The sequence below is a fragment of the Bifidobacterium apicola genome (assembly GCF_042846865.1).
Lineage (GTDB): Bacteria > Actinomycetota > Actinomycetes > Actinomycetales > Bifidobacteriaceae > Bombiscardovia > Bombiscardovia apicola.
This window is the reverse complement of sequence record NZ_BAAFQQ010000001.1, coordinates 470913-490226: the sequence shown is the minus strand read 5'-3', so window position 1 is coordinate 490226 and position 19314 is coordinate 470913. Positions and strand designations below refer to the sequence as shown.

At 61.1% G+C, this 19314-nt stretch carries 21 protein-coding genes; 13 read left to right on the top strand and 8 right to left on the bottom strand.

Features of this window, described 5'->3' with window-relative positions:
* Window positions 1–75 (bottom strand): 50S ribosomal protein bL37, encoded by a 75-nt coding sequence (locus ACGG9J_RS02235; RefSeq protein WP_099327425.1) that lies wholly within the window; start codon window positions 73–75, stop codon window positions 1–3.
* An 85-nt stretch (window positions 76–160) separates the two neighbouring features.
* Entirely contained in the window at window positions 161–1129 is a 969-nt protein-coding gene (locus ACGG9J_RS02230; protein WP_390133218.1) for an aldose 1-epimerase family protein, read from the bottom strand.
* A gap of 193 nt (window positions 1130–1322) precedes the next feature.
* Between ACGG9J_RS02230 and ACGG9J_RS02225 the strand changes: the two genes are divergently transcribed.
* Window positions 1323–2369, top strand: a complete 1047-nt coding sequence (locus tag ACGG9J_RS02225; RefSeq protein WP_390135285.1) for a 4-hydroxy-3-methylbut-2-enyl diphosphate reductase — start codon at window positions 1323–1325, stop codon at window positions 2367–2369.
* A gap of 19 nt (window positions 2370–2388) precedes the next feature.
* Here the strand turns inward: ACGG9J_RS02225 and ybaK are convergent, their stop codons facing one another.
* A complete protein-coding gene (gene ybaK, locus ACGG9J_RS02220; RefSeq protein ID WP_390133216.1) occupies window positions 2389–2895 on the bottom strand; it encodes a Cys-tRNA(Pro) deacylase in 507 nt (168 codons plus the stop codon).
* Between the two features lie 77 nt (window positions 2896–2972).
* Here ybaK and ACGG9J_RS02215 point away from each other — a divergent pair, with 77 nt between their 5' ends.
* Entirely contained in the window at window positions 2973–3569 is a 597-nt protein-coding gene (locus tag ACGG9J_RS02215) for a DedA family protein (protein ID WP_390133214.1), read from the top strand.
* A 73-nt stretch (window positions 3570–3642) separates the two neighbouring features.
* On the opposite strand, the gene gap is transcribed toward ACGG9J_RS02215, so the two are convergent.
* The 5 genes from gap to ACGG9J_RS02190 form a co-directional block, all read right to left on the bottom strand.
* Entirely contained in the window at window positions 3643–4698 is a 1056-nt protein-coding gene (gene gap, locus ACGG9J_RS02210) for a type I glyceraldehyde-3-phosphate dehydrogenase (RefSeq protein WP_390133211.1), read from the bottom strand.
* A 189-nt stretch (window positions 4699–4887) separates the two neighbouring features.
* Window positions 4888–5313: an arsenate reductase family protein gene (locus tag ACGG9J_RS02205; RefSeq protein ID WP_390133209.1), complete on the bottom strand. Its 426-nt coding sequence runs from the start codon at window positions 5311–5313 to the stop codon at window positions 4888–4890.
* 42 nt (window positions 5314–5355) lie between these two features.
* Window positions 5356–6123, bottom strand: coding sequence for a thiamine diphosphokinase (locus ACGG9J_RS02200; protein ID WP_390133208.1), 768 nt, complete (start codon window positions 6121–6123; stop codon window positions 5356–5358).
* Between the two features lie 40 nt (window positions 6124–6163).
* The gene (locus ACGG9J_RS02195) at window positions 6164–6520 is read right to left on the bottom strand and encodes a branched-chain amino acid transporter permease (protein WP_390133206.1); all 357 of its coding nucleotides are present in this window, start codon (window positions 6518–6520) and stop codon (window positions 6164–6166) included.
* Window positions 6517–7254: an AzlC family ABC transporter permease gene (locus tag ACGG9J_RS02190; RefSeq protein WP_390133204.1), complete on the bottom strand. Its 738-nt coding sequence runs from the start codon at window positions 7252–7254 to the stop codon at window positions 6517–6519. Before ACGG9J_RS02190 ends, ACGG9J_RS02195 begins: the two co-directional genes overlap by 4 nt.
* A 174-nt stretch (window positions 7255–7428) precedes the next feature.
* On the opposite strand from ACGG9J_RS02190, the gene msrB reads away from it, so the two are divergent.
* The 11 genes from msrB to typA all read left to right on the top strand — a co-directional run bounded on the left by msrB (window position 7429) and on the right by typA (window position 19271).
* Complete coding sequence (gene msrB / locus ACGG9J_RS02185) at window positions 7429–8406, top strand: peptide-methionine (R)-S-oxide reductase MsrB (protein ID WP_390133202.1); 978 nt, start codon at window positions 7429–7431, stop codon at window positions 8404–8406.
* A 146-nt stretch (window positions 8407–8552) separates the two neighbouring features.
* The gene (gene asnB / locus ACGG9J_RS02180) at window positions 8553–10442 is read left to right on the top strand and encodes an asparagine synthase (glutamine-hydrolyzing) (protein WP_390133200.1); all 1890 of its coding nucleotides are present in this window, start codon (window positions 8553–8555) and stop codon (window positions 10440–10442) included.
* 237 nt (window positions 10443–10679) lie between these two features.
* A complete protein-coding gene (infC, locus tag ACGG9J_RS02175) occupies window positions 10680–11372 on the top strand; it encodes a translation initiation factor IF-3 (RefSeq protein ID WP_110417009.1) in 693 nt (230 codons plus the stop codon).
* Window positions 11353–11547, top strand: a complete 195-nt coding sequence (gene rpmI / locus ACGG9J_RS02170) for a 50S ribosomal protein L35 (protein ID WP_015021617.1) — start codon at window positions 11353–11355, stop codon at window positions 11545–11547. The genes infC and rpmI overlap by 20 nt, the downstream gene beginning before the upstream one ends.
* 48 nt (window positions 11548–11595) lie before the next feature.
* On the top strand, window positions 11596–11979 hold the full coding sequence (rplT, locus tag ACGG9J_RS02165) for a 50S ribosomal protein L20 (protein WP_015021618.1): 384 nt from the start codon (window positions 11596–11598) through the stop codon (window positions 11977–11979).
* A gap of 117 nt (window positions 11980–12096) precedes the next feature.
* Window positions 12097–13857: a spermidine synthase gene (locus ACGG9J_RS02160; protein WP_390133198.1), complete on the top strand. Its 1761-nt coding sequence runs from the start codon at window positions 12097–12099 to the stop codon at window positions 13855–13857.
* 105 nt (window positions 13858–13962) lie between these two features.
* Window positions 13963–14892 (top strand): site-specific tyrosine recombinase XerD, encoded by a 930-nt coding sequence (xerD, locus tag ACGG9J_RS02155; protein ID WP_390133196.1) that lies wholly within the window; start codon window positions 13963–13965, stop codon window positions 14890–14892.
* A gap of 45 nt (window positions 14893–14937) precedes the next feature.
* Complete coding sequence (locus ACGG9J_RS02150; RefSeq protein WP_390133194.1) at window positions 14938–15777, top strand: ParA family protein; 840 nt, start codon at window positions 14938–14940, stop codon at window positions 15775–15777.
* Window positions 15774–16577: a segregation and condensation protein A gene (locus ACGG9J_RS02145; RefSeq protein ID WP_390133192.1), complete on the top strand. Its 804-nt coding sequence runs from the start codon at window positions 15774–15776 to the stop codon at window positions 16575–16577. Before ACGG9J_RS02150 ends, ACGG9J_RS02145 begins: the two co-directional genes overlap by 4 nt.
* Entirely contained in the window at window positions 16574–17236 is a 663-nt protein-coding gene (gene scpB, locus ACGG9J_RS02140) for an SMC-Scp complex subunit ScpB (protein WP_390133191.1), read from the top strand. The genes ACGG9J_RS02145 and scpB overlap by 4 nt, the downstream gene beginning before the upstream one ends.
* Before the next feature lie 115 nt (window positions 17237–17351).
* On the top strand, window positions 17352–19271 hold the full coding sequence (gene typA, locus ACGG9J_RS02135; RefSeq protein WP_390133189.1) for a translational GTPase TypA: 1920 nt from the start codon (window positions 17352–17354) through the stop codon (window positions 19269–19271).
* The last annotated feature ends 43 nt before the right edge of the window (window positions 19272–19314 follow it).

Sequence of the window (19314 nt, the reverse complement as noted above, 5' to 3'; positions counted from 1 at the left end):
TCAGGTGTTCGGCCTCTTGCCGTGGTTGGCGGCCTTCTTGCGGCGATCCCTGCGCTTGCGTCCGCGCATGCCCATGATTGGACTCCTTTGCTACTGATGATCCGATAAGCCTTGCCGATTATCGCACACCGGGCTGACCTTTGTCGATCAGCCAGGCTGCTCAGATCTGTTGCGCCCGGTATCCCACCTGGGTGGTGTAGACGGCAGCAGGCTGCAGAATGACCAGGTTCCGGCCTGTCCGGAAGGCATTGGCGTAGGCGGTCATGGGCTCTACAGCAACGCCGGCCGGGCGCATGTCGGCGTCGAAGCCGGTTCCGGTGCAGACCTGCCAGGATGTGATGGTCTCATCGCCCCATAGCTGAATGCGGATTCCGTCCGGCCTGGTGAACCAGGCCGAGCAGGTGCCGTCGTCGTCCCGCTCCACATCGGTCCAGGCATCGTCGAAGGCTGCATCCTCGCCCAGCGCAGGGCCCTGGCGTAAATCGGTCCGCCCCTGGACGGGTTCGGTGCCGGTGGGCAGCAGCCTTTCCGGATCGACCACCACATGGGTGCGGCAGGGGATGGACAGAGTACAGGAGGCGTTGTTCTTCTGGATCTGGTCGCCGATGCCCTGCTTGCCGTTGGACAGCCAGGGGTGGATGCCGAAGGCCCAGGGTGCGGCCTCGTCGCCCAGATTCAGGGCTCGGGTGGTCATGGTCAGCCCCTGGTCGTCCAGGGTGTAGGTAACGGTGACCACGATGTCGAAGGGGTATCCGCCCATGTCGGGCACCCGCCAGGAGAGGCTGACGGAGTCCTCGGCCAGGACCTGCAGATGCCAGTAGGCGCGGTATCCATAGCCGTGAATGGCGGTGCGCCGGTCGTGCTCGTCGATGGGCAGGGTGTAGGTGTGGCCTTGGAAGTCGTAGGTGCCGTCCTCGATGCGGTTGGGGAAGGGGACCAGCACGTTCCCATTGCTGCAGGGTACGGTTCCATCCGGATCGAATGAGGCCAGCAGATCTTTTCCTCGGTATTTCAGGACGCGCAGGATGGCTCCCAGCTCGGTCACTACTGCTTCGTAGTCCCCATGACGGATGCTGTACTGCTGTCCAGTCCGGGGCACGGCCCCGCCCATCATCTTGTTCGTGTGCATTCTCCCACTTCCATAGTGCCGTTGATGCTTGGTACGTCACCATCCTAGCGCCTGGGTGGTCTTGGCTTCTTGGTGAAAGAGTGACGGATGGCCTACCAGGGTCCGCTCTGGCTTTCTACCATAGTCTTGCAACGTCCGGGACCGTCCGGATTGACTTCGATAAGGAGCGGCAGTGTCAGGATTTCGGGCCACCATGTGCGGACAGCCGACCCCGCAGGGGCAGGGGCGCGTCATCCTTGCTGATCCGCGTGGGTTCTGCGCGGGGGTGGACCGGGCCATTCAGACCGTGCAGACCATCCTGGATGCGGACAACCCCCACCAGGGACTGCCGCCGGTCTATGTGCGACGACAAATAGTCCACAACCGGCATGTGGTCGAGGACCTGTCCCAGCGAGGGGCCGTGTTCGTGGATGAACTGGATCAGATTCCTGACCAGGCCGTTCGTGCCGGGGTGCCTGTGGTCTTCTCGGCTCATGGAATCGCTCCCTCGGTCGTCAAGGAGGCCCAGCGGCGGGGGATGCGTGTGGTTGATGCCTCATGCCCCCTGGTCAGCAAGGTCCACCGGGAGGTCCAGCGCTTCGTGCGGGACGGCTACTCGATCATCTATATTGGCCATCGGGGGCATGACGAGGCTGTTGGAGTCATGGGGGAGGCACCGGACCGGGTCCATCTGGTGGAGCATGAGGCCGATATCGACGCTCTGGACTTCGGGCCAGACACGCCGCTGGTCATGCTGACACAGACCACCCTGAGCCTGGATGAGACCGCCGACCTGGCTGCGGCCCTGCGTCGACGCTTCCCCTGGATAGAAGAGCCGCCAGGCTCCGACATCTGCTATGCCACTCAGAACAGGCAACAGGCGGTCAAGCTGGTTGCCAGTCAGGCTGACTGCATGATTGTAGTGGGTTCGGCCAACTCCTCCAATTCGGTGCGTCTGGTCGAGGTGGCCCGTCAGGCCCTGAATGAGCGCTTTCCTGGTCAGGGTGAGCAGAGGGCCCACCGAGTCGACGATGCAGGCGAGCTCGATCCGACCTGGTTGCAGGGCATGGATTCGGTAGGGCTCACCTCGGGTGCTTCGGTTCCCGAGGACCTGGTTCAAGGGGTGCTGGAGGCTCTGGCATCCCGAGGGTTTATCCAGGTGACCCAGGCTCGGGCCGTCGATGAGCATATGCACTTTGTCCTGCCTGCTGCCCTGCGCTCCGCTCGGTCATCCAGGAAGCTTCCGCAGCTGCAGGGCTAAGTCCCAGCGTTAAGATCTCTCAGTCGGTGGCCAGCGGTGCGGTCTTGGCCTTGAGAACACGGATCAGATCCCGCGGGTCCAGGCCCAGGCTGATACCGCGCTTGCCGCCGGAGACCATAATGGTGTCGAATTCCAATGCGCCCTGGTCCAGCACGGTCAAGTGTCGGGTGCGCTGTCCAAAGGGTGAAATGCCGCCCAAGACATATCCGCTCTCCCGCTCGGCCTGGGCCTTGTCGGCCATGCGGGCTTTCTTGGCGCCCACGGCCGCCGCCAGGTGCTTGAGATTCAGATGGCCAGTCACCGGAACAATGCCGATGACCCGTTCCTTGCCCGTGTCGGCCATCAGGGTCTTGTAGACCATGCGAGGGTCCAGGCCCAGCTTTTTGGCGGCCTCGATGCCGTATCCCTGGTCCATGTGGTCGGCGTTGTGTTGATACTCGTGGATGGTGAAGGGAACCCCCAGACGCTCCAGCTGAGCCATGGCCGGGGTCGCTGCATCCGAATCTGCCCGCTTCTTCTTGCTCATGACTCCATGCTAAGGTACTGACCGTTGAGGAAGGCTGAGGGGGTGTCTTTGGCGCCGACGTGCGGAAAGGGTAGTCTATGACCGCTGTCAATGCCTGGCTGCTTGATGCGGTGACGGGCGGCTGGGGGCTGGCCGTGCTTTTCCTGGCCGCATTTTTGGATGCGCTGATCATTCCCATACCCACGGAGCTCATGGTCCTGGCTACTGCTTCGGCCTTTCGGGCCTCGGGACGACCGCTGCCCGTGCTGGTCTTTCTGATATGCTCCTTGGCCTTCGCAGGTGGCGATGCCTGCACCTATGGGCTGGGGCGGCTGGTCCCGCTGAATCGTCTCGCCGTCTTCCGTGGTGCTGCAGGCAAGGCTGTGACCTCATGGGCCCACCGGGCCCTGCTGCAGGGAGGTGGCTTTTTCACGCTGGCCTCGCGCTTCGTGCCCTCAGGCCGGACCGTGGTCAATCTGACGGCTGGGGCGGCGCGGTACCCGCTGAGCCGTTACCTGCCCCTGGCTGCCCTGGCCGGTCTGCTCTGGTCCATCTACATGTGGACTTTGGGGTACCTGGCCGCCTCCTGGCTGGAAAACAACCCTCTGGCCGTCATGGCCATCGGCTTTCTGGCGGGTATGGTCGTCGGCCTGGTCTGTGACTTGGCCATGCGGGCGCTCACCCGGAGGCGCTGATTATAAGCAAGAGGCCCGCCCCTGTAAGGAACGGACCCCGTAATCACTATGGCCGGAAGAACCGGCCGGATGCTCAGTCGCCCAGCTTGGCGAAGTAGAGCAGAGTGCGGATCATGTTGCTGGTGAAGCCGTACTCGTTGTCGTAGAAGGCAACGGTGCGGACCAGCTGATCGTCACCGTGGGTGTTCACGTCGGTCTGGGTGGGATCGAAGACGCCGCCGTGGGTGTCGCCGATCACATCGGAGGAGACGATGCCCTCGTCGTTGTAGCCGAAGTAGTCCTTGCCCTCGAAGGCCTTCTTGGCGGCGTCGTTGATCTCGTCGACGGTGACCTTCTTGTCCAGGACGCAGGTCAGCTCGGTGACAGAGCCGGAGGGAACAGCCACGCGCTGTGCATGGCCCTGCAGCTTGCCGTCAACGGAGGGAACGACCTTGCCGATGGCCTTGGCGGCGCCGGTGGAGTGTTCGATGGTGTTGATGGCGGCAGCGCGGGTATTGCGCGGCTTGTTGCCCTTGGGGCCATCCAGCAGCATCTGGGAGCCGGTGTAGGCATGGATAGTGGTCATGTAGCCGATGCGGATGCCGAAGTTGTCATCCAGCATCTTGACCATGGCCGCCAGGGAGCCGGTGGTGCAGGATCCGGCGGAGATGATCTTGTCGGAGGGCTTCAGGGTCTCCTGGTTGACGCCGTAGACCACGGTGGGCGTGGTGTCATCCTTGGCGGGGGCAGAAATCAGAACCTTCTTGGCTCCGGCGTTCAGGTGGGCCTGGGACTTCTCGGCCGAGGTGTAGAAGCCGGTGCACTCCAGCACGTAGTCCACGCCGTCGTTCTTCACCCACGGGATGTTGTTGGCATCCTTCTCGGCGTAGACCGGGTACTCCTTGCCGTCCACCACGATGGCGGTGTCGGTGGAGGTGACGGAGACAGGGGTGCCGTCGTCGTGACGGAAGGTGCCCTGAGTGCTGTCGTACTTGAGCAGATAGGCCAGAATGGCCGGGGTGGTCAGATCGTTGATGGCGGCAACCTCGATGTTGGAGGCGTCGCCGCCACGGGCCTGGAGCTCAAAGATGCGCCGGAAGGCCAGACGACCGATACGTCCGAATCCGTTGATGCCAATCTTTACTGTCATTCAATTCTCCCTTGGAGATTGGCCGTATACAGCACAAAAATTACCGGACCGTATATGGCCGATTACTGATAACATCTCATAGTTTATAGAACCCTGTGTACTTATAGCAAGCGATTACGCGGGTTGTGCCCAGGAAAAAACGAACAAAAAAATTGGTAGTTTTTGTTGTTCGTTTACGTTATGGAATGATCAAGAATTGTGAGAATTCTCGTTCGTATCGATCAGCCAATCCTCCCACTGCTGCTGGCGGAATCCGACTAGGACATGCCGTCCATCCAGCAGGATGGGACGCTTGACCAGCATGCCATCCGTGGACAGCAGCCGCAGGGCCTGCTCCGTATCCATCTGTGGCAGGCGCTTGCTCAGCCCCTGGCTGCGATAGGCTTGACCCGAGGTGTTGAAGAATCGCCGGACGGGCAGGCCGCTCATGTCCAGCCAGGCGGTCAGTTCCTCCTGGGTGGGGCGGTTCTCCTTGATGTCACGCTCGGTGAAGTCCACATTGTGGTCACGCAGCCAGGCGCGGGCCTTGGCGCAGGTTGAGCAGCGGCTGTAGCAGATGAAGAGCGGGTGTTGGGCTGTCGGGGTCGCTGACTGTGTGGTTGATGATGTGGTCATAGACTTTTCCTTTCCAAGCGGTTTTTCAAGTCAACAGGGGACTCAGGCCAGCAGCCGGGAGGGCCGTGTCTCCAGGGGGCCCAGGTCGGCCTTCGGCTCCAGGCTGGTGTTCCAGGCTGGCTCTGGCGCTGAGTTGGGGTAGGTGACGAACACCGTTCCCTGCTTCAGGGCTATGCGGGCCGGTCTGCCCGACAGGAACTCATTGCTGACGCCGGTGACCTGCTGGTTGGTCATGGTCATGCCGTCTGTTTGGTATTTGAGGCCCAGTTCGACTACACCCAGAGCCTGATCGTCGGCTGCCAGAACGGAGACCATGGACCTGGGCGGGCAGTCCCAGGCGGGGAAGTCCAAGCTTCCCGGGCCAAGGGCCGTAACCAGCATTCCCTGCCCCCAGAGTTCGGCCCGACCCCCGCTAGCGGCGATCAGATGGATCAGGTTCAGGTTGGCCAGTGTATGATCCATGCGCCCGCCCAGGCCGCCGTATATAAGGAATCGTCGGCAGCCGCGCTGCCAGCCAATCTTGACTGCGGCCAGCAGGTCAGTATCGTCCTTTTCGGCAGGCAGGACGCGTCGAGGGATGTCTGCGCGCAGCTTTCGGCTGCCAGCAGGCAGGGAGTCGAAGTCGCCCACGACCAGGTTAGGCTCGTCCCCGTGCTCCAGGGCCGGCTCAAGCCCGCCATCCGCTGCGATGACCAAGGCCTGTCCGCCACGTGCCAGCTCTCCTCCGAAGTACTGCCCAGCGCCCCAGATCCGGCAGAAGAGCGCCTGGTCCGTTTGGCTTGTACGGTCTGACTGGCGGTCATCCTGCATAAGTTCCTCTTTCTGCGCTCGCCCCTTGGGCGCGCCTCCATCATCCCAGACCAGCCAGACGGATCAGGAAAGTCAGCCAACCCTGCACCAGAGCCATGTAGGTCAGGGTGCCGCAGGCGATGCTGACCATCATGTTCCTCCAGCGCAGGTGGACCAGGGTCGTGACCAGCAGAGCCAGAGCCTCATAGAGCCCGTGGTCTCCTCCGAGCAGATTGGTGTGCCTCAATGAATAGACCACCAGCAGACCCATAACGGCTGCTGGCAGCAGACGTCCCAGCCTGGTTACCAGGGCCGGCGGCCGGCGACCCTCGGGCCAGATTATGAAAGGCAGGAATCTGGTGGCCATGGTTCCCAGGACCACAATGCCTATGGTGATCAGCTGCTGCGCGGTGGTCATGAGATCTCCTTGCGGCTGTGGAAGTCCAAGAGGATGAAGACGGCCAGGATGACCGCCATGGATGGGATGATGAACCGGTCAGGTCCGAAGACCAGCAGGCAGGCCAGGGAGGCTAGCAGACCGATCAGAGCAGGCACGCGGGCCTCGGCCTGCCGCCACTGCTCCAGAAAGAGGACCAGGAACATGGCGGTCAGCACGAAATCCAGCCCCCTGGTGTCGAATTTCGCCAGATTGCCCAGCACGGCGCCCAGAGTGGCGCCGCCCACCCAGTAGATCTGATTGAGCAAGGTGACGAAGAAGAGGTACCAGCCTTTGTCCGTTCCAGCAGGGTGAGGATCGGCCGACTCGAGGGCGAAGGTCTCATCGCACATGCCGAAGATCAGATAGGGTTTCTTCCGGCCCGTCCCTCGAAAGACCGGCAGCATGGCCAAGCCGTAAAAGAGGTGCCGTGCATTGACCATCAGGGTCAGCATCAGTGCGCCCCAGGGATTGAAGGCGGACATGAGCAAGTCCACGGTCACAAACTCCATTGACCCGGCATAGATCAGGGCGCTCATGGCCAGCGGGTAGATCACCGGGAATCCGCGGCTGGTCATCAAAAAGCCGTAAGAGATCCCCAGCACCAGGAATCCGGCCATGATAGGCAGAGTCCGGGGAAAGGCCGCGGCCAGAGAGCCCAGGATGGTCCCGGAGGACTTCGCATCTTCGTCTGAGTTTTCCTGAGCTGGCTGCATGACTCGCCTCCTGACTTCATTTTGGAGATGGTCAGCAATCATAATCGCCTCTTGCGGGGCAGGAGCAGGCTGGTCGACAATGTGAGAAGGCTGTTAAGACGCGACAGGGGCGGAATAGGCGCTCCCCGGCTCATGTTGAGCCTAGCGAAAGGCACCGGTATGCGAGGAGGAATCATGGACAAGAGCAAGATTTCGACAAACAACCCGGCCATGGTCGTCCTGGCGGGGGGATGCTTCTGGGGCATTGAGCGGTTCTTCCAGGAAGTGGACGGGATTATTGACACCCAGGTGGGATATGCACAGTCCACAGTGGCAGACCCCAGCTATGAGCAGGTCTGCAGCGGTGCCACCGATGCTGTGGAGAGCGTGCGGCTGACCTATGATCCTCAGACGGTCAGTCTGCGAACCCTGACCCTGCTTCTGCTGGATCTGATCGACCCCTTCTCGGTGGATCGGCAGGGCAACGACCGAGGCAGGCAGTATCGCAGCGGCCTCTACTGGAATCCCGAGCATCGCGAGCAGGAAGAGCCCGTCTTCCGTCGCGCTTTGGAGGAGCTGGAGCGCAGGACCGGCCGTCATCCCGTTGTGCAGGTGGAGGCTCTGATCAACTTCTATCCGGCCGAGCAGTCCCACCAGGACTACCTGCTCAAGCATCCTGATGGGTACTGCCACATCCCTCTGGAAGCCATTGCCAACGCTGCCTCGCGTCAGCGCTACATCGAGCGCATCTGGTCCCTGGACCCTGAAAGTTACGAAGTGACCCAGCATTCGGCTACCGAACGGCCCTTCACCAACGCCTACGACGGGGAGTTCCGTCCGGGCATCTATGTGGATGTGGTCAGCGGGCGGCCGCTCTTTTCCTCGGCGGACAAGTACGACTCAGGCTGCGGATGGCCGGCATTCACCAAGCCCATCGATCCCGACCTGCTGGTCAATCGCAAGGACTACAAGCTGCTGGGCCGGCCCCGGATCGAGGTGCGGACGGCACAGACGGGCATCCATCTGGGACATGTCTTCGATGACGGTCCGTCTGACCGTGGCGGGCAGCGCTACTGCATGAACTCCGCCGCCCTGCGGTTCGTGCCGCGTGATCGTATGGTGGAAGAGGGCTACGGAGACTATCTGCCTCTGGTGGATGAGGCAAAACGCTGACACTTCTGCTTTCAGTGGCACGCCGGAGCCTCCAGCCGTTGGGGGGGTTCCGGCGCAGTCCAGACATAAGGCCCGTTTGTTTCCTGTTGTTTACGGCCCTTTTGGTCTATTGTAGACTTCTGGTGAATTAACAAGGAGTAAGGGCTATGTGCGGGATTGCTGGATTCGTCAACGACACCTCTGTCAAGGAGAAGACAGCCGTGCTCCAGCGGATGACGGACATCATCGCCCACCGCGGCCCCGACAATGAGGGGCATTTCGTCGATGAGCGGGTGGCCCTGGGCTTTCGGCGCCTGAGCATCATTGATCTGCAGGGTGGCGACCAGCCCATCTTCAACGAGGACTCCTCTATGGCCATCACCATGAACGGGGAGATATACAACTACCGTGAACTGCGCCGCCAGCTGATCGACTTGGGGCATACCTTCTCCACCGAGTCGGACACCGAGGTCATCCTGCACGGCTACGAGCAGTGGGGCCATCAGGTGGTCAACCGTCTGCGTGGCATGTTCGCCTTCGTCATCTGGGACCGCGGACGCGGCGAGCTCTTCGGAGCTCGGGACCATTTCGGCATCAAGCCCTTCTATTACGCCCGAATGGGCGGCACTTTCATGTATGCTTCGGAGATCAAGAGCCTCCTGCAGCATCCGGACTTCCACAAGGAGCTCAACACCCAGGCACTGCGTCCCTACATGACCTTTCAGTACCCGGCGCTTCCTGAGACCTTCTTCAAGGGGGTATTCAAGCTTCCCGAGGGCCATTGGTTCACCTTCCGTGACGGGAAGATGGACATCCACCAGTATTACGACCCGGCTTTCGGAGAGAGCAAGCAGGATCTGAAAGACCTGGTCGACTCCATTGACCAGACTGTCCAGGATTCGGTCAAGGCTCACCAGGTGGCTGATGTGGAGGTGGGCTCCTTCCTTTCCTCCGGGGTGGACTCCAGCTATGTCGCAGCCTTGGCGCGCCCTCGGCACACCTATTCAATCGGCTTCGGCCAGGGGACCTACAACGAGTCCGACCAGGCTGGCGAGCTGGCGTCCATACTCAAGCTCAACAACACCACCGAGTCCCTGGACGGGGACCAAGCCTTCACCTACTTCCCGCAGATTCAGTGGTATATGGATGAACCTGATTCCAATCCCTCCTGCGTGCCGCTCTTCTTTCTTTCCGAGCTGGCCAGCCGGGACCTGCGCGTGGTCCTGAGCGGGGAGGGCGCCGACGAGCTCTTCGCCGGCTACATAGACTACGGTGTGCATACGCGCTCGCGCATCATCAAGGATGTCACCCGCCTTCTGGGCCGGCTGCCCCGCAAGGCTCGGTACGCTATTGGACGCTGGGCCAAGGGCAAGCGCTTCCATGGGGCCTGGCACCTGTATGCCAACCTGGCTCCAGCCGAGGAGAACTTCATCGGTCAGGCCAAGGTCTTCGACGAGGACGAGGCTGGCAGACTGCTCAAGCCGGCCTATCGCAAGGCCCCCCGTGTCTCTGAGATCACTGGACGAATCTATGCCCGGCTCAAGGGGCGCAGCCTGTCCGAGCTCAAGAAGAAGCAGTACCTTGACATGCATCAGTGGATGCCCGGGGACATCCTGCTCAAGGCTGACAAGATGACCATGGCCCATTCCCTGGAGCTGCGGGTGCCGCTCCTGGACCGCAAGCTGATGGATGTGGCCGAGAAGGTGCCTACCAAATACCTGATCACCGATCAGAATACCAAGTTCGCCTTCCGCAAGGCCGCTGACCGCCATATTCCCCGGGAGTGGTCTGCTAGGGAGAAGCTGGGCTTCCCCGTGCCCATCCGGGACTGGCTGCATCAGGAGCGTTACTATCGGCTGGTCCGTAGCTTGTTCGAGCAGGAGTGGGTGTCGGAGTTCTTCGACCAAGATGCCTTGCTGCACATGCTGGACGACAACTACGCCAAGCGCAACGACGCCCGCCGCAAAATCTGGACTGTCTACTCCTTCCTGACCTGGTATGACGTCTACTTCATCCACGACGGAACCAAGCCAGAGCTGCTGGATCTCCAATCCTAGGGGGTCTGTCCTGAGGCCTGTGTTATACTGCTACACGGCTTGAGAAATCAAGAAAGCGGATGATCCCACCTGGGAGCCTGCCATGGCTTCGGGTTCGACCTGTGTCGATGGCGGCTGGCCGTCATCATGTACGGTGCAGGCATTGGCGGTTTCGTTGCCATATGGTTGTGACCGTCATGTTCGAAACCTATGGGTTCTTCGCTTGGCAGTGGATGTTGTGGTATTTGAGAAGGAGTCATCATTAGCGACGAACCAAGGATTAACGACGATATACGAGTGTCTCAGGTACGCCTGATCGGGCCCAACGGCGAGCAGGTGGGAATCATTGCGACCTCCGTCGCCCTTAACCTGGCCAAGGAGGCCAACCTTGACCTGGTCGAGGTTGCACCCAAGGCCAAGCCTCCGGTCGCCAAGCTCATTGATTACGGCAAGTTCAAATACAACGAGAAGATCAAGGCTCGTGAGGCGCGCCGCAACCAGAGCATGTCGGAGATCAAGGAGATCCGCTTCAGATTGAAGATCGACGACCACGACTTCGAGGTCAAGGAAGGGCATGTTCGCCGCTTCCTGTCCGCAGGAGACAAAGTCAAGGTCACTATCATGCTGCGTGGGCGTGAGCAGTCGCGGCCCATCGGTGGCGTGGAGCTCCTGCGCAAGCTGGCTGACGATGTCGCGGATCTGGGCTCCATCGAGTTTGCCCCCAAGCAGGAGGGGCGCAACATCATCATGACCCTGTCGCCCAAGGGCAAGAAAGTCCACACCCAGTCCGAACAGCGTCGGCGGGGCGGTCAGGCCCGCGCTGAGCGCAAGGCCCGTCAGGCGGCCCATCTGGCTGCCAAGGCCGACGAAAAGGAGACTGCGGGCTCCAATAATACTTCTCCCAAGCAGATGAAATCCAAGGAGGGCAGCAATGCCGAAGATGAAAAGTAACTCCGCCGCATCCAAGCGCGTCCGGACCACAGGTTCGGGCAAGCTCATGCACGCCGGGACCGGTATGCGCCACAATCTGGAGCACAAGTCGGCCAAGAAGCGTCGTCACCTGTCCACTGACGAGGTGCTCGCTCCGACCCAGTCCAAGAACATGAAGAGGATGCTGGCCCGCTGAGCGGGTGCTGTCGCGTCGAGTGAGATTTTAGAAAGCTGAGGAATATCTATGGCACGAGTCAAGCGGGCAGTCAACGCGCATAAGAAGCGTCGGGTCGTCCTGGAGCGGGCATCAGGCTATCGTGGCCAGCGCTCCCGTCTCTACCGCAAGGCCAAGGAGCAGCTGCTTCATTCATATACATACAACTTCCGGGACCGCAAGGCCCGCAAGGGCGACTTCCGCAAGCTGTGGATCCAGCGCATCAACGCCGGATGCCGCGCCCAGGGAATCACCTACAACCGCTTCATCCAAGGGCTGCGCCTGGCCGGGATCGAGTTGGACCGCCGTGCCCTGGCCGATCTGGTCGTCAACGACATCGACACTTTCAACGCCATCGTGGCTGAGGCCAAGAAGGCCCTGCCTGCCGATGTGAACGCTCCGGTCGCCGCCTGATCAGCGGACCTGGATGCCGTATTGAAAGAACCTCGCCTTTCGCGGGGTTCTTTGCATATTTGACCATTCAGCAGTGGGACGGTAAGTTGATTGACGACAATGATGCCGGGAGCCGCCATGAACAATGATCACAGCGTAGATGCATCGGCTGTATCGGCAGAATCGGCAGGTCAAGCCAGTCCATCTAGGGTCAGCGGTACTTCCGAACCAGCCAGGATCAATCAGTCTCGCCCCATCCTTCGGTCCCGGATCTTTCTCTATGTGACGGAATTCTTCTCGGGGATGGCCGTCATGGCTGCCGAGCTGGGTGCCTCCCGTCTGCTGGCTCCTTATTTCTCGTCCTCCCAGATTGTGTGGACCATCATCATCGGGACCATCATGATAGCCCTGGCCCTGGGTGCTATGGCCGGCGGGAGGTGGGCCGACAGGAACCCTGACCCGGATAGGCTCTACCTGTGCATTATGGCCGCTTCCGTCTGGATCGCTCTGATTCCTCTAGTAGGCAAGTATCTGATCATTCTGATCTCAGGGTTGCTGATCGTGTCAGTTTCCACCAACTTCCTGGTCCTGGCGGCCTTCATCTCCTGCCTGATCATCTTTGTTCCGCCTCTCTTCCTCCTGGGCACAATCACCCCCGGCCTGGTCAAGAGCGCCACCGACTCCCTGGATGACAACGCTTCGGTGGTCGGCCGTCTTAGCGCCTGCAACACCGTGGGATCCATCCTGGGCACCTTCCTGCCCACCTTTGTGACCATCCCGGCCGTGGGGACCTTTGTCACCTTTCTGATTTTCTCCGGGATACTGCTCCTCGTGGCCTTGGTTTACTTTCTTTCATCCCATGTGCACCGCCTGATCTGCGTCATGGCCACGCTGGCTTTTGTGGTCTCGTCCGCCCTGTCGCCGTTGTCGGGGTTCGCCTTCTGGGAGAAGAGTCTGGCCTACGAAGGCGAGTCCATATACAACTACCTGCAGGTCAAGACCCTAGCGGACAGAACCATTCTTTCCACCAACGTCCTCTTCGGCGTCCAGTCGGTGACCATGAAGCACCCCGGGATGACCGGCATGTATTACGACACGGCGCTGGCGGCGCCGCTCATGGCTGATCAGGCCCGCTCGGCCCTGATCCTGGGGATGGGAACCGGGACCTACGCCCGGCAGCTGAAGCGGTACTATCCTCGAATGGCTATCCAGGGGGTGGAGATCGACCAGTCCATCAGCAACCTGGCCCTTAAATATTTCGATCAGCCCGCCGATATTCCTGTTTCCACATACGACGGCCGAGCTTGGCTGGCGGCCAGCCACCAGCGCTACGACCTGATCATGGTTGATGCCTATCAGGACATTACCATACCTTTTCAGATGAGCTCCACTGAGTTCTTCAGTCTAGTCAGGGAGCATCTTAATCCGGGCGGGGTCATGGTGGTCAACATGAACATGATCGACGACGGTCAGGGATCCATCAATGCAGCCCTGACCAATACCATCGTCAAGGTCTTCGGATCCGATGCCATCCTGACGGCCGACGTGCCCCGGACCACCAACCGCGAGCTCTTTGCACGGCATCCCGCTTCCGATGTTTCTTCGGGAACAAAGGGTGTCAAGAAGGACGCGATGAGGGACTACCCGGATTCCGGCCAGCTGGTGGAGGCGGCCACCAGGGCCAGTCCTGATCCGGACCTGTCCGAGATGATGGAGCAGGTCAGCTCCCGTCTGAGCACGGTTCAGGATGCAAAGGGGAGAGTATTGACCGATGACAATGCGCCGGTGGAGCTGCTGGGCATGCATGCCATTGACGGGATCATCGTCAGACAGGCCGGCCCCTACCGACGGATTCTTCAGCAAGAGGGTATTCAGGGGCTGATTCGGGAAGTCTCTTGAGCGGTCGCAATCCCGAGCGCGTTGGAAGCATGGAAACAGGGGATCGGAGCGTTAGAATATGGCCTGAAACCAGCGCTGATGAAGAGAACCGGAGGTTGAGCGGGAGTGGACGGTGACCCTCAGGAGGGGCTGACAGCCCTGCTGGATCAGTTCCTGGCCTACACCGGCCTGGAGCGGGGTCTTGCCCCTGCCACGGTCAAGGCCTATCGTTCCGATCTGAACATGTACATCAGCTGGCTGTCCGGTCGTGGCATCACCAGCCTGGGGCAGATCCAGACTGCCGATGTGGAGGGGTTCCTGGCCTATCTCGCCGATGAGAGTCCAGCCAGCCGCTCCCGCAGAATGGCAGCTGTCCATGAGTGGCACCGGTTTGCTCTCAAACAGGGGGTGACCGACCAGGATGTTTCCCTTACTGTCAAGGCTCCCAAGGGCACCTCGGCCCTGCCTGATGTGCTGGATGTTGATCAAGTGGCCAGACTGCTGGATGTAGCCGCCATGGGAGGGTCCAAGGATCCGGTGGTCCTACGGGACAAAGCCCTGCTGGAGTTCATGTACGCCACTGGTTGTCGGGTTTCGGAGGCTGTCGGCACCGATCTGGAGGATATGGACTTGCACGAGCGGGTGGTACGCCTGACCGGCAAGGGCGACAAACAGCGTTTGGTGCCTATAGGATCCTATGCATGCCAGGCTATGGAGGCCTATTTGCATATGGGACGGTCCAATCTGCGTGATCGGGCTTCCAAAGGAAGAGAGCTGCGGGCAGTCTTTCTCAACAAGCGGGGCAAGCGGCTTACCAGGCAGACGGTTTGGCAGGTGGTCAGGGATGCTGGTCGCCGGGCAGGCCTAAGCAGACCCCTGCATCCTCACACCCTGCGGCACTCTTTTGCCACTCATTTGTTGGAGGGAGGAGCCGATGTCCGCTCTGTTCAAGAGCTGCTGGGCCATGCCTCGGTGACCACCACGCAGATTTACACGCATGTCACCCCCCAGGCCTTGATCGAGACCTACCAGACTGCCCATCCTCGTGCCCGCTGACCCGCCAACCCGCGAAAGCGTCTGGAAACTTGATAGGGTAGAGGCATGCCTACGGATTTGTTAGGGCGCGAGTATGAGACGTTCGCTGCCCCGGAGCCTTTGAAACAGCACGGACCGGCCCGTGTCATAGCCATGTGCAACCAGAAGGGCGGCGTGGGCAAGACTACATCATCCATCAACATCGCTGGGGCCCTATGCCTGTATGGGCGACGGGTCCTGATCGTGGACTTTGATCCCCAGGGCGCGGCTACTGTGGGTCTGGGCATCAACGCCAACAGCGTGGATAACACCATTTACACCGCCATGTTCGACTCCTCCCTGGATGTGCACGAGGTGGTCCGGCACACCCGTTTTGACGGCCTTGACATTATCCCGGCCAACATTGATCTGTCGGCTGCCGAGATTCAGCTGGTCACGGAGGTAGGTAGGGAGCAGGCATTGGCGGCTACCATCCGGCCCTTGCGACAGGAGTATGACGTCATCATCATCGACTGCCAGCCTTCTCTTGGTCTGCTGACCGTCAACGCGCTGACTGCAGCAGACGGGGTCATCATTCCTGTGGCGGCCGAGTTCTTTGCCCTGCGCGGCGTGGCCCTGCTCATGCAATCCATAGAGAAGGTCCGCAGCCGCATCAACCCCGACCTGCAGATCTTTGGGGTGCTGGTCACCATGTACACCAAGACCCTGCATTCTGACGAGGTGCTTCAGCGCATCTATGAGGCTTTCAAGGGCAAGGTCCTGCATTCCATCATCAGCAGGTCCATCAAGCTGCCCGACGCCACTGTGGCAGGCGAGCCCATCACCATGTTCGCCCCCGAGCACAAAACCGCCAAGGAGTATCGGGAGGTCGCCCGGGAGCTGATCGCCCGCGGCATCGTGGCGTGAGCGGATCAACGGACGGCTTCGCCGTCGACCTGGATGTCTACCAAGGCCCATTTGACCTGCTGCTGGGCATGCTGGCCAACCGAAAACTCTCCCTGACGGAGGTCTCGCTGGCCTCCATCACCGGGGAATTTCTGGACTATGTGCGCACTCTGGACTTCAGTCAGGGGCTGGACCAGGCCAGCGCTTTCCTGGACGTGGCCTCGGTCCTGGTGGAGGCCAAGAGCGCTGCTCTCCTGCCTGTGGAGGACGAGTCCATGCGTGATCAGGCCTCGATGGATGCTCTTCGTGAGCGTGATCTGCTCTTTGCCAGACTCCTGCAGTACAAGGCCTTCAAGCAGGCGGGGCAGGACTTTAGAGCCAGGCTGGCCGCCAACTCCGGTCGCTACCCGCATCCCGGCCATCTGGAGCCTCAGCTGGCCCATCTGCTGCCTGACTTGGTCTGGACGCTGAAGCCGGAGGATCTGGCCCTGCTCTGTGCCAACGCTCTGGTCAATGCTCCGGCCTCCCAGGTTCGCCTGGACCAGCTGCACGTGCCCTTGGTTGATCTGAACAAGGAGGCCGATCAGGTTCGCCGGACCCTCCTGGCGCAGCCCGGTCAGCCTGTGGCTTTCGCTGATCTAGTCGCTTCTTCAAAAGGGCGGGCGCAGGTGGTGGCTCGATTTCTGGCCGTCCTGGTCTTCTTCCGGCAGGAGCTGATCCAGTATCGTCAGGATGGTCCCTATCAGCCGCTCTACCTGCGCTGGGTGGGGCCGAACCAGGAGCCGGAAACGGCCTTGATCAGTGAGGGGGACTTCGCATGAGCCAATCATCGGCTCCCGATACCCGTCCCGAATATGTGGACTTCGACGTGCAGGACTTTCCCGGTGGGCTGACCGCCTGCCTGGAGGCCATACTGGTGGCCACGGACCGGCCGCTGACCGCAGAGGATTTTTCCCGGGTGCTGGCTGTGGATCCGGACCCGGTCAATGCTGCCTTGGAATCGCTGGCCGAATCCTATAGCGACCGAGGATTTGAACTGCGTCGGACCGCCCGGGGCTGGCAGCTGACCAGTCGGACCGTCTACCAGCCCGTGGTGGCGGCCTTCGTCAAGGACGGCCAGACGGCCCGGCTCTCCCAGGCAGCTCTGGAAGCCTTGGCCATCGTGGCCTACCGCCAACCCATGACCCGTGCCCAGGTTGGCCAGATACGCGGGGTCAACTCAGACGGTGTCATCCGGGCCCTGTTGGTGCGGGGCCTGATCCGCGAGGAGGGCCTGGACGAGCAGACCCACGCCGCGCTGCTGGTCACCACTGACCTTTTCCTTGAGCGGATGGGCCTGCAATCGCTTGAAGATCTGCCCTCCCTGGCACCCTTCCTGCCTGACGAGGACACAGCTTTGTCTCAGGTTCGGCAAGAGCTGCCCGGACAGTCCCAGTCCCCGGATCCGGCCCAGGGTTCGCCCCAGAGCGAGGAGGAGTGAACGCCTGTCATCCAAGGCGGTTACACTTGTCTCTGTTTGTCCAATTCCGGGACCGTGCCAGCCGGCAGAAAGTCGGCAGCGGGCATGAGGAAGCATTCACGAGAATGAGGTTTTGATGGCGGTACGCGGCGATATACGAAATGTGGCGATTGTGGCACACGTTGATCACGGCAAAACCACTCTGGTCAATGCCATGCTGCAGCAGTCGCACGTCTTCTCGGAGCGGGAGGAGGTGCCCGACCGTGTCATGGACTCCAACGACCTGGAGAAGGAGAAGGGCATCACCATCCTGGCCAAGAACACCGCCGTCAAGTACACAGGTCCCTTGGCCGCCAAGCTGGGCCAGCCCGATGGCATCACCATCAACGTGGTGGACACCCCAGGCCACGCCGACTTCGGCGGCGAGGTGGAGCGCGGCATCTCCATGGTCGACGGGGTGGTCCTGCTGGTGGATGCATCAGAGGGTCCCCTGCCTCAGACGCGGTTTGTCCTGCGCAAGGCCCTTGAGGCCAAGCTGCCGGTCATTCTGGTCATCAACAAGACCGATCGGCCCGATGCCCGCATCTCCGAGGTAGTCTCCGAGTCCACCGATCTGCTTCTTGGCCTGGCCCAGGACGTGAGCGAGGAGGGAGTGGACCTGGACCTGGATTCCCTCCTGGATCTGCCGGTCATATATTGCGCGGCCAAGGCCGGCAAGGCCTCCGTGAACCAGCCAGCCGATGGAGCCGTGCCTGACAATGACGACCTGGAGCCTCTTTTCGAAGCCATCCTGAACAACATTCCCGCCCCGGAATACGAGGAGGGCGCCTCCCTGCAGGCCCATGTGACCAACATTGATGCCTCCGACTATCTGGGCCGTCTGGGACTGGTGCGCATCTACAACGGCACCCTGGCCAAAGGCCGCCAATATGGCCTGTCGCGCGTGGACGGGTCCATAGAGAACTTCAAGCTGACCGAGATTCTGCGCACCAAGGGCCTGCAACGCTTCCCCGTGGATGAGGCGGGCCCTGGCGACATCGTGGCAGTAGCTGGGGTTGAGGACATCATGATCGGCGAGACCATCGTCGACCAGGACGATCCCCGCCCCCTGCCTCTGATCCATGTTGACGATCCGGCTGTCTCCATGACCTTCGGCACCAATGATTCGCCCCTGGCCGGCACCGAGGGCAAGGACCACAAGCTGACCGCTCGCATGCTCAAGGACCGTTTGGACCGCGAGCTGATCGGCAATGTCTCCATCAAGGTGCTGCCCACCGACCGGCCTGACGCTTGGGAGGTGCAGGGTCGCGGCGAGCTTGCCCTGGCCATTCTGGCCGAACAGATGCGCCGTGAGGGTTACGAGCTGACTGTAGGCCGCCCCCAGGTGGTCACCAAGACCGTTGGCGGCAAACTCCAGGAGCCTATGGAGTCCGACACCATCGACGTACCCGAGGAATACATGGGCGCAGTCACCCAGCTTATGGCCGATCGCAAGGGCCGCATGGAGACCATGACCAACCATGGTTCCGGCTGGGTCAGGATGCAGTTCACTGTGCCATCACGCGGTCTGCTGGGCTTCCGCACCGCTCTGTTGACCGCCACCCGCGGCACCGGCATCTCCTCGTCGATCTCTGCTGGCTACGCCCCTTGGGCTGGCGACATCAAGACCCGGCAGAACGGATCCATGGTCTCCGATCGCTCAGGCAAGGCCAGTCCCTATGCCATGCAGAAGCTCCAGGCCCGGGGCGACTTCTTCGTCAAGCCCCAGTCGCCCGTCTACGAGGGACAGATCGTAGGCATCAACAACAAGCCTGGCGATCTGGATATCAACATCACCTTGGAGAAGCACATGACCAACATGCGTTCCTCCACAGCCGACGTGCTGGAGACCCTGACACCGCCTATCGACATGAGTCTGGAGGAGTCCCTGGACTTCGCCAACGATGACGAGTGCGTGGAGGTGACCCCCGAGTCCATCCGTGTGCGCAAGATCATCCTCGACAGGGATGCCTGGTACAAGTGGAACGCCCGTCAGCGCAGGGCCAACAAGAAGTAAGTTTTCTGGCAAGCAATCAATCCGACCCGGCCGCCACACGGTG

Coding starts and splice junctions, on each gene's coding strand:
- ACGG9J_RS02230 (WP_390133218.1), bottom strand. CDS start 1,129: ATGCACACGAACAAGATGATGGGCGGGGCCGTGCCCCGGACTGGACAG.
- ACGG9J_RS02225 (WP_390135285.1), top strand. CDS start 1,323: ATGTGCGGACAGCCGACCCCGCAGGGGCAGGGGCGCGTCATCCTTGCT.
- ybaK (WP_390133216.1), bottom strand. CDS start 2,895: ATGAGCAAGAAGAAGCGGGCAGATTCGGATGCAGCGACCCCGGCCATG.
- ACGG9J_RS02215 (WP_390133214.1), top strand. CDS start 2,973: ATGACCGCTGTCAATGCCTGGCTGCTTGATGCGGTGACGGGCGGCTGG.
- gap (WP_390133211.1), bottom strand. CDS start 4,698: ATGACAGTAAAGATTGGCATCAACGGATTCGGACGTATCGGTCGTCTG.
- ACGG9J_RS02205 (WP_390133209.1), bottom strand. CDS start 5,313: ATGACCACATCATCAACCACACAGTCAGCGACCCCGACAGCCCAACAC.
- ACGG9J_RS02200 (WP_390133208.1), bottom strand. CDS start 6,123: ATGCAGGATGACCGCCAGTCAGACCGTACAAGCCAAACGGACCAGGCG.
- ACGG9J_RS02195 (WP_390133206.1), bottom strand. CDS start 6,520: ATGACCACCGCGCAGCAGCTGATCACCATAGGCATTGTGGTCCTGGGA.
- ACGG9J_RS02190 (WP_390133204.1), bottom strand. CDS start 7,254: ATGCAGCCAGCTCAGGAAAACTCAGACGAAGATGCGAAGTCCTCCGGG.
- msrB (WP_390133202.1), top strand. CDS start 7,429: ATGGACAAGAGCAAGATTTCGACAAACAACCCGGCCATGGTCGTCCTG.
- asnB (WP_390133200.1), top strand. CDS start 8,553: ATGTGCGGGATTGCTGGATTCGTCAACGACACCTCTGTCAAGGAGAAG.
- rpmI (WP_015021617.1), top strand. CDS start 11,353: ATGCCGAAGATGAAAAGTAACTCCGCCGCATCCAAGCGCGTCCGGACC.
- rplT (WP_015021618.1), top strand. CDS start 11,596: ATGGCACGAGTCAAGCGGGCAGTCAACGCGCATAAGAAGCGTCGGGTC.
- ACGG9J_RS02160 (WP_390133198.1), top strand. CDS start 12,097: ATGAACAATGATCACAGCGTAGATGCATCGGCTGTATCGGCAGAATCG.
- ACGG9J_RS02150 (WP_390133194.1), top strand. CDS start 14,938: ATGCCTACGGATTTGTTAGGGCGCGAGTATGAGACGTTCGCTGCCCCG.
- scpB (WP_390133191.1), top strand. CDS start 16,574: ATGAGCCAATCATCGGCTCCCGATACCCGTCCCGAATATGTGGACTTC.
- typA (WP_390133189.1), top strand. CDS start 17,352: ATGGCGGTACGCGGCGATATACGAAATGTGGCGATTGTGGCACACGTT.